This is a genomic window from Oceaniglobus ichthyenteri (genome assembly GCF_003057885.1).
GTDB classification, from domain to species: Bacteria; Pseudomonadota; Alphaproteobacteria; order Rhodobacterales; family Rhodobacteraceae; genus Oceaniglobus; species Oceaniglobus ichthyenteri.
The window spans coordinates 104,751-119,392 of sequence record NZ_QAGK01000007.1; the positions used below are offsets into that span (position 1 = coordinate 104,751).

The 14,642-nt window shown below is 57.8% G+C and carries 15 protein-coding genes; 9 read left to right on the forward strand and 6 right to left on the reverse strand.

Features of this window, described 5'->3' with window-relative positions:
* The first annotated feature begins 151 nt into the window (after nt 1-151).
* The 8 genes from C8265_RS12125 (at nt 152) to C8265_RS12160 (ending at nt 6,412) form a co-directional block, all read left to right on the forward strand.
* Nucleotides 152-964, forward strand: a complete 813-nt coding sequence (locus C8265_RS12125) for a glutamate racemase (RefSeq protein ID WP_108484277.1) — start codon at nt 152-154, stop codon at nt 962-964.
* Between the two features lie 126 nt (nt 965-1,090).
* Nucleotides 1,091-1,534 carry a cytochrome c maturation protein CcmE gene (ccmE, locus tag C8265_RS12130; RefSeq protein ID WP_108484278.1) on the forward strand — a complete coding sequence of 148 codons (444 nt, stop codon included), beginning with the start codon at nt 1,091-1,093 and terminating at the stop codon, nt 1,532-1,534.
* A 63-nt stretch (nt 1,535-1,597) separates the two neighbouring features.
* The gene (locus C8265_RS12135; RefSeq protein WP_108484279.1) at nt 1,598-2,209 is read left to right on the forward strand and encodes a holin-associated N-acetylmuramidase; all 612 of its coding nucleotides are present in this window, start codon (nt 1,598-1,600) and stop codon (nt 2,207-2,209) included.
* Nucleotides 2,200-2,826, forward strand: coding sequence for a holin family protein (locus C8265_RS12140; protein ID WP_108484280.1), 627 nt, complete (start codon nt 2,200-2,202; stop codon nt 2,824-2,826). The genes C8265_RS12135 and C8265_RS12140 overlap by 10 nt, the downstream gene beginning before the upstream one ends.
* Nucleotides 2,819-3,025 (forward strand): hemolysin XhlA family protein, encoded by a 207-nt coding sequence (locus C8265_RS12145; protein ID WP_108484281.1) that lies wholly within the window; start codon nt 2,819-2,821, stop codon nt 3,023-3,025. The genes C8265_RS12140 and C8265_RS12145 overlap by 8 nt, the downstream gene beginning before the upstream one ends.
* Before the next feature lie 136 nt (nt 3,026-3,161).
* Nucleotides 3,162-5,126 (forward strand): heme lyase CcmF/NrfE family subunit, encoded by a 1,965-nt coding sequence (locus tag C8265_RS12150; RefSeq protein WP_108484282.1) that lies wholly within the window; start codon nt 3,162-3,164, stop codon nt 5,124-5,126.
* Complete coding sequence (locus C8265_RS12155) at nt 5,123-5,566, forward strand: cytochrome c-type biogenesis protein (RefSeq protein ID WP_108484283.1); 444 nt, start codon at nt 5,123-5,125, stop codon at nt 5,564-5,566. Before C8265_RS12150 ends, C8265_RS12155 begins: the two co-directional genes overlap by 4 nt.
* Nucleotides 5,567-5,635: 69 nt before the next feature.
* Nucleotides 5,636-6,412: an enoyl-CoA hydratase-related protein gene (locus tag C8265_RS12160; protein ID WP_108484284.1), complete on the forward strand. Its 777-nt coding sequence runs from the start codon at nt 5,636-5,638 to the stop codon at nt 6,410-6,412.
* A gap of 88 nt (nt 6,413-6,500) precedes the next feature.
* Here C8265_RS12160 and gltA read toward each other — a convergent pair whose 3' ends face one another.
* Together gltA and gltX are read right to left on the reverse strand one after the other, a co-directional pair.
* Nucleotides 6,501-7,796 carry a citrate synthase gene (gltA, locus tag C8265_RS12165; RefSeq protein WP_108484363.1) on the reverse strand — a complete coding sequence of 432 codons (1,296 nt, stop codon included), beginning with the start codon at nt 7,794-7,796 and terminating at the stop codon, nt 6,501-6,503.
* A gap of 102 nt (nt 7,797-7,898) precedes the next feature.
* The gene (gltX, locus tag C8265_RS12170; RefSeq protein WP_108484285.1) at nt 7,899-9,314 is read right to left on the reverse strand and encodes a glutamate--tRNA ligase; all 1,416 of its coding nucleotides are present in this window, start codon (nt 9,312-9,314) and stop codon (nt 7,899-7,901) included.
* A gap of 76 nt (nt 9,315-9,390) precedes the next feature.
* Here gltX and C8265_RS12175 point away from each other — a divergent pair, with 76 nt between their 5' ends.
* Complete coding sequence (locus tag C8265_RS12175; RefSeq protein ID WP_240611066.1) at nt 9,391-11,430, forward strand: ComEC/Rec2 family competence protein; 2,040 nt, start codon at nt 9,391-9,393, stop codon at nt 11,428-11,430.
* Here the strand turns inward: C8265_RS12175 and lexA are convergent.
* From lexA to trpC, 4 genes are all read right to left on the reverse strand, one after another.
* The gene (gene lexA, locus C8265_RS12180) at nt 11,424-12,107 is read right to left on the reverse strand and encodes a transcriptional repressor LexA (protein WP_108484286.1); all 684 of its coding nucleotides are present in this window, start codon (nt 12,105-12,107) and stop codon (nt 11,424-11,426) included. The genes C8265_RS12175 and lexA overlap by 7 nt on opposite strands.
* A gap of 81 nt (nt 12,108-12,188) precedes the next feature.
* Complete coding sequence (locus C8265_RS12185; protein ID WP_108484287.1) at nt 12,189-13,361, reverse strand: molybdopterin molybdotransferase MoeA; 1,173 nt, start codon at nt 13,359-13,361, stop codon at nt 12,189-12,191.
* Nucleotides 13,358-13,828, reverse strand: coding sequence for a cyclic pyranopterin monophosphate synthase MoaC (moaC, locus tag C8265_RS12190; RefSeq protein WP_108484288.1), 471 nt, complete (start codon nt 13,826-13,828; stop codon nt 13,358-13,360). The genes C8265_RS12185 and moaC overlap by 4 nt, the downstream gene beginning before the upstream one ends.
* On the reverse strand, nt 13,829-14,632 hold the full coding sequence (gene trpC / locus C8265_RS12195; protein WP_108484289.1) for an indole-3-glycerol phosphate synthase TrpC: 804 nt from the start codon (nt 14,630-14,632) through the stop codon (nt 13,829-13,831).
* Nucleotides 14,633-14,642: the final 10 nt, after the last annotated feature.

The following is a 14,642-nucleotide window of genomic DNA, read 5'->3' on the forward strand; positions in this document are numbered from 1 at the left end:
ATGCGGGGCTGAAACATTCCGGCAGCGGACCGCCGGATAAAGGCACAACGATAGTGATGATGGACATTTTTCAGCAATAACCATAATTATTGCCTACCGTCTGACACATACGACCCATGGCGGCCCAACCCATAACAAAACAAGGTATATCATGGCAGTCGGCGTATTTGATTCTGGGCTGGGCGGGCTGACCGTTCTGGATGCCGTAGCGCGGCGTTTGCCCGACGTGCCGTTTGTTTATCTGGGCGACAATGCGCATGCGCCCTATGGTGTGCGCGATGCGCAGGATGTGTACGAGCTGACCACTGCTGCGACGCAACGGTTATTTGACGCGGGCTGTGATTTGGTCATTCTGGCATGCAACACGGCAAGTGCGGCAGCGCTGCGGCGGATGCAGGAATCCTGGATTCCGCGCGATAAGCGGGTTCTGGGCGTTTTTGTGCCGCTGATCGAGGCGTTGACCGAACGCCAGTGGGGCGACAATTCCCCGCCCCGCGAAGTCACCATCAAGAATGTCGCGTTGTTTGCCACGCCAGCAACCGTGCGCAGCCGGGCGTTTCAACGGGAATTGGCGTTTCGCGCCATCGGCGTCGATGTCGAGGCGCAAGCCTGTGGCGGCGTGGTGGATGCGATCGAAGAGGGTGATCTGATTTTGGCCGAGGCCCTTGTGCGCAGCCATGTTGACGCTCTTTTGCGCAAGATGCCCGAACCTCAGGCCGCCATATTGGGATGTACCCATTATCCGTTGTTGCAAGACGTGTTTCAGGCCGCCTTGGGCCCACAGGTGACGGTGTTTTCACAGGCGGATCTGGTGGCGGAAAGCCTGGCCGATTATCTGGGTCGGCATCCCGAAATGTTGGGCACGGGCCAGGAACGTGCGTTTCTGACGACGGGCGATGCGCGCCGTGTGTCAGACCGCGCGACGCAGTTCCTGCATCGCCAGATCACATTTCAATCCGCCTAAGCCGCCATGTGCGACAATCTGAACCCCCGAAATTGCGGTCTGGCCTTGTAGATTGGGGCGGCGATGTTAGGATATAAGGTACGGCAGGGGCAGTATTTTACCCCGGTTTTACCGTAGGGGATTGAAATGCGCGGTCTGAAGAAAAAGCGGCGGATACAGGTTATTGTCGTGGCGGCGGTGGCGCTGACACTATCAACCGCGCTGATCGGATATGCCATGCGCGACGGGATCAATTTCTTTCGCTCGCCGGCACAGATTTTTGCCGAACCGCCATTGCCCAGTGAGGTGTTTCGCATCGGTGGTTTGGTGGCCGAAGGCACGTTGGTGCGTGGGCAGGGTGAAACCATTACCTTTTCTGTCACCGACGGTGCGGCGATTGTGCCTGTCAGCTATACCGGCGTTTTGCCTGACCTGTTTGGCGAGGGCGAAGGCATGGTCGGCACGGGCCGTTATGTTGACGGCGTATTTCAGGCCCATGAAATTCTGGCCCGACACGACGAAACCTATATGCCGAAAGAGGTTATCGACGCGCTGAAAGAACAAGGCGTCTACGTCGAGCCGACCGGTTAGGTACGGCAAAGTTAACGAATATTCTGCACCCTTTGCGTGTGATTTGCGCGATAGGGGGGCGAAATGCTGTCGGTTCAAGACATTGCTCGGGAAATTGTGGACCGCGAAGGCGGCTATGTAAACGATCCGGACGATCCCGGTGGGGCGACAAAATATGGCGTGACCATCGGGACGATGCGGCGGTTGGGTCTTGATCTGACCGGCGATGGCCGGGTCACGGCGGCGGATGTAAAACATCTGACACTTGATCAGGCGCGACAGATCTTTGTGCAGCATTATTTCGAAAAACCGGGAATTGGCGCATTGCCGCCCGTTCTGCATCCCAGTGTTTTTGATATGTATGTCAACGCCGGAAACAATGCCGTGCGTATTCTTCAGCGGTTGCTGAACGAGATGGGGCAGCAGATTGCCGTGGACGGGGTGATTGGCCCGCAGACCGTGGGTGCCGCGGCCTGGGCTGCCGATGTCGCGCCTGATCATCTGGTGGATGCCTATGGGATTGCGCGGCGCAATTATTACTATGATCTGGCCGACAGGCGCGCCGCGTCGCGCAAATATGCACGGCGCCGAGATGGTGGAAAGGGCGGTTGGATCACGCGCGCCGAACAATTCATTTCGCCGCAGTATCACCTGACATTGGCTGAACATAAACAAAGGGTTGCATCATGGGGATGATTGGGCGCGTGTTGGCCACTTTATTCGGCAATCGCAATGTCGTGGCGGAAACGGTCGAAGTGTTTCGCGAGAACGCAGAGGGCGCGGCCGAACGGCGTGCCACGCTCAGTGCGGCGGCACTGACGCAATTTGCGGCAGAGTTTCAGTATTCAAGACAGACCGGATTTGATCGGTTTATGGACGGACTGAACCGGGTGCCGCGACCGGCCTTGGCGTTGGGCACACTGGGGCTGTTTATTGCCGCGATGGTCGAACCTGTCTGGTTTGCCAGCCGGATGGCGGGCCTGGCGTTGATCCCCGAGCCTCTCTGGTGGTTGTTGGGTGCTGTTGTGTCGTTTTATTTTGGTGCGCGCCATCAGGTGAAAGGGCAGGAATTTCAACGCTCTATCGCCACGACCCTGGCGCGAATGCCTGAGGTTGTGAACGGATTGGACGCCTTGGCCCCGGCCGCCCCAAATTTAAAAAAGGAACCGATGGATGAACCAATCAAGATCGCGCCATCGCCGCATGGCTTACACAACTCGGCGGCGGGCCGAGCATCCGGAGCCACCATCGCGCCCGCGCGTATCCCCTCGGGAAACGCCGCGCTTGACGCATGGCGCACGCGCCATGGATGAGATCTGGCGTCAGGCGATCGAGGCGCGCTTGATCGTTGCCGAAACCCGCAATGCCGTCGAAGAGGTGCATCGGCAGAACGTTGAAAAACGTTTGAGTTCGATCGAGGACACGCTGAAATGGCTTGTAAGGTTGATTCTGGGCGGGATGATTGCCGCGCTGCTGGGGTTGGTTGTTCAAACGGCGATCCCGAGGTTCTGATCTGACCGGGCCTTCTGCCTTCGCCCGGCGTTGTGGAAAATTCGGTGGGCGCTGCGTCAATGGGTCCACTACACAATATGCGTGATGGCCCATTGGCCGGATTGGCGCGGGTTCGATAGCCTGCTAAAGATGGCGCATGATAGTAGAACTCGGACATTTCACCCTTATTCTGGCCCTTATGGTGGCCTGTGTGCAAACTGTCGTGCCATTGATTGGCGCGCACAAAGGCTGGGGCGGGTGGATGGCCATGGCCGAACCCGCCGCCAAAACTCAGGCACTTCTGATCGCATTTTCATTTGGTGCGCTCACGTATGCCTTTGTTACGTCAGACTTTTCCTTGCGATTGGTTGTGCAGAATTCGCACACGTTGAAACCGATGCTGTACAAGGTATCCGGCGTTTGGGGCAATCACGAAGGATCGTTATTGCTGTGGTGCCTGATTCTTGCGGTGTTCGGGGCATGTGCAGCGTGGTTTGGCGGTGGATTGCCGCCCAGTTTGCGGGCCCGGGTTCTGGCGGTGCAAGGGTCGGTCGGGGTGGCGTTCCTGGCCTTTACGATCCTGACCTCCAATCCGTTTCTTCGCCTCGAAGTGCCGCCTTTTGACGGGCAGGATCTGAATCCGTTGTTGCAAGATCCGGGGTTGGCGTTTCATCCGCCGTTTTTGTATCTTGGCTATGTCGGGCTTTCGATGACATTCAGCTTTGCGATTGCCGCATTGCTTGAGGGGCGCGTTGACGCCGCCTGGGGCCGCTGGGTGCGGCCATGGACATTGGCCGCCTGGTTGTTTTTGACTGTCGGCATCGCGCTGGGGTCATGGTGGGCCTATTACGAATTGGGCTGGGGCGGTTTTTGGTTCTGGGATCCGGTTGAAAATGCCAGCTTCATGCCGTGGTTGATTTCGGCCGCGTTGCTTCATTCGGCCATTGTGGTGGAAAAACGCGAGGCACTGAAGGCTTGGACCATCCTGTTGGCCATTCTGGCTTTTGGATTTTCGCTGATCGGTACGTTTATCGTGCGGTCCGGGCTTCTTACTTCGGTGCATGCCTTCGCCAATGACCCCGAGCGTGGTGTTTTCATCCTCGCTATTCTGGCGTTCTTCATGGGCGGTGCGTTGATCCTTTATACGATGCGCGCTGGCGCGATGGAGGCGAAAGGCGTGTTTTCCAGCGTCAGCCGCGAAAGCGCCTTGGTCGCCAACAACGTGTTGTTAACTGTTTCATGTTTTGTTGTGTTCGTTGGCACCATGTGGCCTTTGGTGGCTGAAATGTTTTTTGATCGCAAACTTTCGGTCGGGGCCCCGTTTTTCAACGCGGCGTTTAGCCCATTCATGGTGGCGCTGGCTGCGATCATGCCGTTTGGGGCGATCATGCCCTGGAAACGCGCCCAGATCAGCAAGGTGGCGCAACCTCTTTGGGGGCCACTGGTGCTAAGCGTGGCATTGGGCGCCTTGGTCTGGACCATGCAGACCGGCCGCAGTTTTCTTGCGCCGGTCGGGTTGGTTTTGGCATTGTGGGTGACATTCGGCATTCTGGCTGATTTGTGGCTGCGCACGGGGCGCGGTGATTTGGGATCGAAAATGCGCCGTTTGTGGCGCTTGCCGCGTGCCGATTGGGGCAAATCAATCGCGCATTTCGGATTTGGGATAACCATCTTCGGTATCTGCGCGATGACCGCCTGGCAGGTCGAAGACATCCGTGTTGCCAATATCGACGAACCGTTTGATGTGGCCGGATACACCGTGACCCTTGAAAAGGTAGAGCAGGGGCGCGGGCCGAATTACTTTACCACCATGGCGACGATTTCGTTGGAAAAAGGTGGCCGCACGATTGTTCTGACCCCGGAAAAACGGATGTATCCGGTGGCGCGGATGCCCACGACCGAGGCGGCCATCGCCAACGGCATCTGGCGCGATCTTTATGTTGTGATCGGTGATCAGCAGGACGGGTCCGGTTGGACCGTCCGCACCTTCGTAAAACCGTTCGCCAACTGGATATGGGCGGGCTGTATCATCATGGCCTTGGGCGGGATATTCAGCCTGTCAGATCGTCGGCTGCGTGTTGCTGCGGGGGCACGGAAAACACGGGCGGTGCCTGCCGAATGAGATGGATTGTTCTGATACTGTGTCTTTTGGCCGCGCCCGTGGGCGCGGTTGAGCCCGACGAAATTCTGGCAGATCCGGTTCTTGAGCAGCGGGCGCGCGACTTGTCCAAAGGCTTGCGCTGTCTGGTCTGCCGCAACGAACATATCGACGCGAGCGATGCGACCCTGGCGCGCGATCTGCGCCTGCTGGTGCGGGAACGATTGGTTGCCGGTGACACTGACGAACAGGTGGTCAGTTATATCGTTGAACGCTACGGCGAATTTGTTTTACTGAATCCCCCTGCAAAGGGATCAACGCTCATCCTGTGGTTGGCCGGGCCGGGGATGCTGGTGCTTGCCGGTGGGATTGCGTTTGTGTATCTGCGCGGTCGGCGACCCGGTGCCATCACGGCGCTGAGCGGTGAAGAGCAGGCTGAGCTCGACAAGATTATGCGCCAATAACCCTTCGTTTCGCTTTTATATGGCGCGGGAATCGCCCATGTTCAGGCGAATGCCACCGAAGGATTTCTCATGCATTATCAAACGATCCGCCTGTCCATTCATGAAAACATGGCCGTGCTGACCTTGCGTCGGCCCGATGTGATGAACGCACTCTCAACCCAGATGCGCGCCGAAATCCTTCATGCGGTGCGCGCGGCTTCTGAACAGGCGCGGGTGCTTGTGATTACGGGGCAGGGGCGCGCATTTTGTTCCGGGCAGGATTTGGGTGACGGCGGCAACGCTGCAAATCTGGATCTGGAGCGTATCCTGCGCGATGAATACATGCCGATGCTCAAGGCGATATATGACTGCCCGATCCCGACAATCGCCGCGGTCAACGGCGCCGCAGCGGGGGCAGGGGCCAATTTGGCATTGGCCTGTGACGTTGTGATTGCAACGCAAAGTGCTGTGTTCTTACAGGCATTCACCCGGATCGGGTTGATTCCCGACGCTGGTGGCACCTATTGGCTGCCGCGTCAGATGGGGGCCGCGAAAGCCATGGGCGCCGCGCTCTTTGCTGAACCAATCACTGCGCAGCAAGCTTCGGATTGGGGGATGATCTGGGAGGCGATCGCAGACGAGGATTTCACCGAGCATTGGCAAAAACGCGCCCGGAAACTGGCCGACGGGCCCACATTGGCATATCGCAATGTCAAAAAATCGCTTCGCGAAACCTATGACCATACGCTTGATGAACAGCTTGCGATCGAGGCGCAGCTGCAAGGCGACTGTGGCCAAAGCTTTGATTTCAAAGAGGGCGTTTTGGCGTTTTTGGAAAAACGGCCCGCAAAATTCGAAGGGCGCTGATAAAAATTTCCAGCGCGGTTTGGCCAAAACACATTGGCCGCGATCTGCGCAACCAAAACAAGGTTGCGCAGATCCGTTTCAAAGCCGCTTAGCGGTTTTCAACATCGATATAATCGCGCTCGGTCATGCCTTGGTACAACTGACGGGGACGCCCAATTTTTAGTTGCGGATCAGAAATCTGTTCTTTCCACTGCGAAATCCATCCCACAGTCCGCGCCAATGCGAAAATGGGCGTGAACATCGATGTCGGAAAACCCATCGCTTCGAGAATGATTCCGGAATAGAAATCGACGTTGGGGAACAATTTCTTTTCCGCGAAATACGGATCGTTCAGCGCCTGTTTTTCCAGCTCTTTCGCGACCTGAAGCTTGGGATTGTCGCCAATGCCCAACAGCTCCAACACCTCATCGGCTGATTGTTTCATCACTTTGGCGCGGGGGTCAAAGTTTTTGTAAACCCGGTGGCCGAACCCCATCAGACGGAAGGGATCATTCTTGTCCTTGGCGCGGGCGATGAATTCAGGAATACGCTCAACCGTGCCGATTTCTTCCAGCATTTCGAGGCACGCTTGATTGGCGCCGCCGTGGGCCGGGCCCCATAGGCACGCAATACCCGCCGCAATACAGGCGAACGGATTCGCGCCCGAGGACGACGCCAAGCGCACGGTCGACGTTGACGCATTCTGCTCATGATCGGCGTGCAGCGTGAAAATTCGGTCCATCGCGCGGGAAAGAATCGGATTCACCTGATAATCTTCGGCCGGGACGGAAAAACACATGCGCAAGAAGTTCGACGCATAGTCCAGATCATTGCGTGGATAAACAAAGGGTTGCCCAATGGTATATTTATAGGCCCAGGCGGCAATCGTCGGCATCTTTGCAATCAGGCGAATCGAGGCAACTTCGCGCTGCCAAGGATCGGTGATGTCGGTGCTGTCGTGATAAAACGCCGACATCGCGCCAACCACACCCACCATAACGGCCATTGGGTGTGCATCGCGGCGGAACCCACGGAAGAAAAACGCCATCTGTTCGTGCAACATGGTATGCTGCGTGACGCGATGTTCGAAATCTTCCAGTTGGTCGGCCGTGGGCAATTCACCATACAGAAGCAAATAGCACACTTCCAGAAAATGGGATTTTTCTGCAAGTTGGTCGATTGGATAGCCGCGGTGCAGCAAAATGCCCGCGTCGCCATCGATATAGGTGATTTCGCTGTCACACGCTGCGGTCGAGGTGAAGCCAGGATCATAGGTAAAGACATTCGCCTGACCGTAAAGCTTGCGAATATCGACCACATCGGGGCCCACGGTGGGCGTGTGAATCGGCAATTCATAAGTCTGACCATCGATGGTCAGGCTGGCAGTTTTCGAGGCTTCAGCCATCGCGGTTCCTTCCATATCGGAGGACCGCGCCAATGCGTGGCCCTTTGATTCATTGGGGTTTACCCCTGTCACCGCCCCGGTAATACCCGGGCGAAGACCAGTTCAAGCACTTACATCCTTCAGCCGGGCAAGCGTTTCGTCGCGCCCAAGAACAAGCATCATATCAAACACACTGGGGGTCGCGGTGCGACCAGCAAGAGCGGCACGCAGCGGTGCCGCGATCTTGCCCAATCCGATGTCATTGGCCTCAGCCACCGTGGTGGCTGCGGCTTCCAGACTGTCCCGCGACCAATTAGCATTTAGCAGGTGCGGCGTCAAATCTTTCAGCATACCACGGGATACTGGATCGAGGGCCTTTGCCGCTTTTTCATCTGCGATGACCGGCCGTTCGATCAGACAGAACCGTGCTTTTTCAAGAAGTTCGCCATAGGATTTTGCCCGCTCCTTGATAAATGGCATCGCAGCCATCAACGCTGCATACTGACCTTCGGTCAATGTCGGCTGACCGGCAGCGGCAAGATACCCCTGAACGCCCTTTAACACTGCGCCATCTTCTGTGGCCGCAATATGCAGCCCGGTCAGGTGGGCAAGTTTCTTGAAATCCAGCCGCGCGGGCGCCTTGCCGATCCCGTCAAGATCAAACCATGATATTGCCTGATCATCGGTGAAAAACTCATCATCACCGTGCGACCAGCCAAGGCGCGCCAGATAATTCCGCATCGCAGTGTCAGGGTATCCCAGGGCCTGATATTCATGCACCCCAAGGGCGCCGTGCCGCTTGCTCAATTTCTTGCCATCCTCACCATGGATCAATGGTATGTGCGCCCAAACCGGCACCTCCCATCCCATGGCCTCATATACCATCATCTGTCGCGCTGCGTTGTTCAAGTGGTCATCGCCGCGGATCACATGGGTCACGCCCATATCGTGATCATCAACCACCACTGCCAACATATAGGTGGGCGTACCATCAGAACGTAAACAAATCATATCATCCAGTTGGGTATTCTGAATCGTAACATCCCCCTGTACACGGTCGCGAATCACAGTGGCGCCTGTTTTGGGGGCTTTCACACGAATCGCATAGGGCGCGTTGGGGTGGTCAGCGGGGTCAGAATCGCGCCAAGGTGAGTGAAACAGCGTGGAGCGGCCTTCGGCCTGGGCCTGTTCGCGAAATGCCGCAATCTCATCTTGTGTTGAAAAACATTTGTATGCCGTGCCCTTGGCCAACATTTCGTGGGCGACTGCCGCGTGTCGGGCGGCGTTCGCCGATTGGCTGACAACGTCGCCATCCCAATCCAGGCCCATCCACCTGAGCCCGGTCAGAATCGCCTCGGTCGCCTCTGGGGTCGAGCGGGCGTGATCGGTATCTTCGATTCGCAACAGGAATTTCCCGCCCCGTCCCCGCGCATATAACCAGTTGAACAATGCCGTGCGCGCGCCGCCGATATGCAAAAAACCGGTGGGCGAGGGGGCAAAACGGGTGACAACAGGGCTTTGGGCCGCGGGCGTGGACATGCGCGTTAACCTTTTGGAAACCAAGTGGGGAATAGAATTGGGCATGGTTTAGTGAAATAATCCAAGGAGAACAAGGGTGACGCCGGTCGTGGAGTGGGTGAACACCGTGATCGACCGACAGCGTGGGGCGTTGTTTCCTTGGGTTCCGGTGTGCATGGGCATCGGGATCGGGGTTTACTTTTCGCTCATGCGCGAACCTGATTTGCGCATCTGGGGCGCGATTGTTGTCTGCGCATTGCTTTTGGGGGGCGTTGCATTCCGGCACGGCGTAACCACCCGCCCGATCGCACTTGCGCTGTTTCTCGTTCTTGTCGGGTTTCTGATGGCCGGTGTGCGCACATATCTGGTGGCTGAGGCGCAATTGACCTTTCGATATTATGGTCCGGTTGAAGGGCGGATCGTGGCGATTGACCGCTCTGGCAGTGATCGTGTGCGATTGACCCTCGATCATGTGGTGCTTGAAGATATGCGCCCCGAACGTGTGCCTTTTCGGGTGCGGATATCGCTGCAACCCGATGTCGTTGGCACGGTTCCGATTCCGGGAAAACGGGTTGCCATCACGGCGCATTTGTCGCCCCCCGGTGGCCCGGTTGAACCCGGCGGTTTTGATTTTCAACGCATGGCGTGGTTCAAACGTATCGGTGCGGTCGGATATGCGCGTACGCCGCTCATCGCGTTGGCGCCCGCATCCACCACTCCAAACGTCGCCCGTTGGCGCACCGCAATCGCCCGCGAGGTGCGCGCGAAACTTCCCGGCGAGGCGGGCGCCTTTGCCGTCGCGATTACCACCGGCGATAGATCAGGCATGGCGCGCAGCACACTCACCGCACTGCGCGAAAGCAACCTGGCGCATTTGTTGGCCATTTCCGGGCTGCATATGGGATTATTGACGACGTTTGTGTTTGGAGTCCTGCGAACACTGATGGTGCTGATCCCCGCAGTCGCCCTGGGCTGGCCCGTGAAAAAGATCGCGGCGGGCGGCGCTTTGATGGCGGGGGCGGTCTATCTTGCGCTTTCGGGGGGGAATGTGGCCACACAACGGGCCTTTATCATGGTCAGCGTGATCTTGGTTGCGGTGATACTTGATCGCCGCGCTCTGACATTGCGCGCGGTGGCGGTCGCGGCGATGATCGTTCTGATACTGCGCCCGGAAAGTTTAACCGAGCCGGGGTTTCAGATGTCTTTCGCTGCCACGATCGCTTTGGTGGCGGTGTTTCGTGTGGTGCGTGATTTCCAATCAGAGCGTATTCCCCGTTGGGCAAAACCTGTATTTGCCACTGTAATTTCATCGGCTGTCGCCGGTGCCGCCACAGCCCCGGTTGCGGCTGCACATTTCAACATGCTGGCGCATTACGGGCTGTTGGCCAATCTGTTGTCGGTGCCGTTGATGGGCCTGATCGTGATGCCCGGCGCGGTGTTGGCGGCCTGTCTGGCGCCCTTTGGCCTGCACGGGATCGGTTTGGCGATCATGGAACCGCCAATCAGATGGATCATGGCCGTTGCCCATTGGACTGCGGCGCAAGATGGTGCCGTGGGCCGGGTCGTCTCTCCGGGGCCGTGGGTAATTCCCATGTTCGCCATGGGGATGTTATGGCTTGTGCTATGGCGTGGGCGGGTGCGGTTTGCGGGGGTTTTGCCCGCTATCTGCGCATTTGCCCTTTGGTCTGTTGCGCAACGGCCCGCTGTTTTGATTTCTCCGTCAGGTGGATTGATTGGGGTCATGCAAAATGGCGTGCGGGTGCTGAACAAACCAAAAGGCGAAGGATTTGCCGCAGTCAGTTGGTTGGAAAATGACGGCGATACCCCGGATCAAGCCAAAGCTGCGGCGCGGTCAGGGACAAACAAACCAATTCTGACCTTCACTGTCGGCGAACAAAAGATCGCATATCTTGCGGGGCGAGGGGCGGCCGACCGGATCGCCGAAGGCTGCGCGATTGCCGATACAGTGATTCTGGCTGCCGTTTCGGAAAGGCCCACGCCCACTGGTTGCACGCTATGGGACCGTGAAAAACTGAACACCGCGGGGGGTATTTCGCTTACCCCCGGCGCTGGTGGCTTTCATTCGGTCAGCGCGCGCACTGTTGCCGGCGTGCGGCCCTGGAACAGAGATCAGTAAGTGCGGATCAAGCCAACCAGCCGACCTTGAACCTTTACCTGATCTTCACTGAATACACGCGTTTCATAAGCTGCGTTCGCTGCTTCCAGTGCAATGGACCGGCCATGTCGGCGAAACCGTTTCAATGTTGCCTCATGCCCTTCGACCAAGGCAACAACGATATCGCCGTTATCGGCGGCTTGCCCTTCCCGAATGACCACGACATCGCCATCGTTGATCCCCGCATCAATCATCGAGTCGCCTTTGACCTCAAGCGCGTAATGGTTTTCCTTACCCGACAGCATTGCGCCGGGTACGGCAACGCGGTGGGATTCGTGTTGCAACGCCTCAATCGGGACACCGGCGGCAATTTTACCCATGACCGGAAGCTCAACAGCGGCGGCTGTTACATCAATCGCGCCGGAAACGCGGCTGGTTTTATCGCCTTCAATGATGCGGGGCTTGAACCCGGCCTTATCCAATGCGTCAGGCAATTTTACGATCTCAAGCGCGCGGGCACGATGGGCCAGACGGCGGATGAAACCACGTTCTTCAAGGGCTGTAATCAATCGATGAATGCCCGACTTGGAGCGCAGATCGAGCGCTTCTTTCATTTCATCGAAAGAGGGGGGAACACCGTCACGTTGAACACGTTTGTTAATGAAATCCAGCAATTCCAATTGTTTACGTGTCAGCATAGTGCCCATCCCATTCTATAAACTCAAGAGCGTTCACCCCATGTTCTATGGGTGTTCCCGCTTTGTGTCAAGAATTATTGCCTACAATGGAAGGTAAGTCACGACATCCCCTGCGGTGCAGGGCGCGGCGTTGACCGGGCGCAGGATCAAGACGTTGGCCTGGGCCAACACACCGGTCAGCGCGCTGTCCTGGCGCGATGCGGGATATAACAAACCGTCTTTCAGCGTTGCGCGCATGTAGTGTTCGCGCGCCCCGTTCGCGGGCAGATCGCTGGCCAGGGCTGCTGTGCTGCGCGGGGCCGGTTGGGGGGCTAACCCCATCATCGCGCGCAGGGCAGGCAACAAAAAGATATGCGCGCAAACCATTGCCGAAACAGGATTTCCTGGCAGGCCCAGCATCGGGATGTCGTTGATTTTTCCGGCCATTAAGGGTTTGCCGGGACGCATCGCGATTTTATAGAACGCGCGTTTCATACCCAGATCTTCGGCGACCTGCCCAACCAGATCGTGATCGCCTACCGATGCGCCGCCAATGGTCACCACCAGATCGGCATCGCAGGCCATGGCAAACGCGGTGGTCAAGGCCGCGCGGTTGTCGCGCGCGATTGGCAGAATGCGGGCGGTTGCGCCAATTGCCTCGATCATCGCGGCAAGGCCAAAGGTGTTGGATGCGATGATCTGATCGTCGCGCGGGGCCTCACCCGGCATTACCAACTCGTCGCCCGTGGCGATCAATGCCACCATCGGTTTGCGCACCACAATGGGTGTGGCGCAATTCATCGCGGCCAATAAAACCAGGTCGGACGCGGCAAGCGGGCGGCGGGGGAACCAGGTATCGCCTTTTGAAAAATCCGCCCCGGCAGGGCGAATATAGGCGGCCTGATCAAGTGTAGCACTCAACGTAATGGTATCGCCCTGCCGGATGGCATCCTCTTGAATGACAATGCGATCTGCGCCGTCGGGCACGGGGGCGCCGGTGAAAATGCGAACGGCCTGTTTTGGACCAACCGTAAGCGCGCTGCCGTGTCCTGCGGCGGATTCTCCGATCACCTGAAAGGCCGCGCCGGGTGTAACATCACGGTTTTGAACGGCGTAACCATCCATTGCCGAGGCGGCAAAGGGTGGCTGATCGCGTGCTGCAATGGCGGGTTCGGCCAAGACCCGGCCAGCGGCAACACGAAGGGCGATCGGTTCGCTGGGCAGCGGGCGCACCAGATCAAAGACCAGTGCGAGGGCCTGATCAACCGTGATCATGCCTCAAACCGCCCGGATTTGCCGCCATCCTTCAGCGTGACCTTGACATCGCCAATCACCATGGTTTTTTCCACCGCTTTCACCATGTCATACACGGTCAGGCAGGCGACAGAAACGGCAGTCAACGCCTCCATTTCGACGCCGGTTTGCCCGGTTGTTTTCACGCTTGCACTGACGCGGACGCCCGGCAAATCAGCATCGGGCGTCAGATCAAGAGTGACCGAGGTGATCGGCAGCGGATGGCAAAGCGGGATCAGATCGGCAGTTTTTTTCGCGCCCATGATGCCGGCGAGCCGCGCAACCCCCAAAACATCGCCTTTTTTCGCGCGCCCCTCGGTGATCAGGGCAAGGGTTTCTGCCGTCATTTTCAGATAACCGGTGGCAGTGGCAATGCGCGCGGTCGCGGCTTTGTCTGACACATCGACCATATGGGCATCGCCCTGTTCATTAAAATGAGTCAGGGGCATTTATTGCATTCCAGTCAGCGGTTTGGCCAAAATGGTGCGGGTGGCGGCGGTGACATCATCCTGCCGCATCAGGGATTCACCGATCAGAAAACAGCGCGCGCCATAGCGGGCCAGATCGGCCAGATCATCGGCGGTGCTAAGCCCTGATTCGGCCACGATGGTGCGTTCGGGTTCGACGAGGCGGGCCAAATGGCGGGTCGTGTCGAGGGTGACATCGAATGTCTTGAGATTGCGATTGTTTATACCCATCAGCGGCGATTTGAGGGCGCTCGCGCGTTCCAATTCGGGTTCGTCGTGAACCTCGATCAAAACATCCATGCCCCAATCAAATGCCGCTGCTTCCAATTCAAGGGCCTGATCGTCTGAAACGCTGGCCATGATGATCAGGATGCAATCCGCGCCCAAGGCCCGCGCTTCGGCCACCTGATAGGTGTCGTACATGAAATCCTTGCGCAGGGCGGGAAGGGCGGTTGCCTCGCGCGCGGCGGTCAAAAATTCATCGGCCCCTTGGAAGGATGGCGTGTCGGTCAGAACTGAAAGGCATGTCGCACCACCCGCCTCATACGCTTTGGCCAAAGCCTCGGGGTCAAAATCGGCGCGGATCAACCCTTTGGAGGGGCTGGCCTTTTTGATCTCGGCGATCAGGCCGTATCCTTCGCGCGCGGCGTTCTGCAGAGCAGTGGCAAAGCCGCGCGGTGGGCTGGCGCTGCGCGCGGCGGCCTCAATCTCGGCCAGGGGGCGCGCGGTTTTGCGCGCGGCGATCTCTTCCAACTTATAGGCTTTGATGCGGTCAAGAACGGTCATCGGTTTGCTT

Excerpts from the sequence above, each read along its gene's own strand:
- C8265_RS12125 (WP_108484277.1), top strand. The coding sequence starts at position 152 with ATGGCAGTCGGCGTATTTGATTCTGGGCTGGGCGGGCTGACCGTTCTG.
- ccmE (WP_108484278.1), top strand. The coding sequence starts at position 1,091 with ATGCGCGGTCTGAAGAAAAAGCGGCGGATACAGGTTATTGTCGTGGCG.
- C8265_RS12135 (WP_108484279.1), top strand. The coding sequence starts at position 1,598 with ATGCTGTCGGTTCAAGACATTGCTCGGGAAATTGTGGACCGCGAAGGC.
- C8265_RS12140 (WP_108484280.1), top strand. The coding sequence starts at position 2,200 with ATGGGGATGATTGGGCGCGTGTTGGCCACTTTATTCGGCAATCGCAAT.
- C8265_RS12145 (WP_108484281.1), top strand. The coding sequence starts at position 2,819 with ATGGATGAGATCTGGCGTCAGGCGATCGAGGCGCGCTTGATCGTTGCC.
- C8265_RS12150 (WP_108484282.1), top strand. The coding sequence starts at position 3,162 with ATGATAGTAGAACTCGGACATTTCACCCTTATTCTGGCCCTTATGGTG.
- C8265_RS12155 (WP_108484283.1), top strand. The coding sequence starts at position 5,123 with ATGAGATGGATTGTTCTGATACTGTGTCTTTTGGCCGCGCCCGTGGGC.
- C8265_RS12160 (WP_108484284.1), top strand. The coding sequence starts at position 5,636 with ATGCATTATCAAACGATCCGCCTGTCCATTCATGAAAACATGGCCGTG.
- gltA (WP_108484363.1), bottom strand. The coding sequence starts at position 7,796 with ATGGCTGAAGCCTCGAAAACTGCCAGCCTGACCATCGATGGTCAGACT.
- gltX (WP_108484285.1), bottom strand. The coding sequence starts at position 9,314 with ATGTCCACGCCCGCGGCCCAAAGCCCTGTTGTCACCCGTTTTGCCCCC.
- lexA (WP_108484286.1), bottom strand. The coding sequence starts at position 12,107 with ATGCTGACACGTAAACAATTGGAATTGCTGGATTTCATTAACAAACGT.
- C8265_RS12185 (WP_108484287.1), bottom strand. The coding sequence starts at position 13,361 with ATGATCACGGTTGATCAGGCCCTCGCACTGGTCTTTGATCTGGTGCGC.
- moaC (WP_108484288.1), bottom strand. The coding sequence starts at position 13,828 with ATGCCCCTGACTCATTTTAATGAACAGGGCGATGCCCATATGGTCGAT.
- trpC (WP_108484289.1), bottom strand. The coding sequence starts at position 14,632 with ATGACCGTTCTTGACCGCATCAAAGCCTATAAGTTGGAAGAGATCGCC.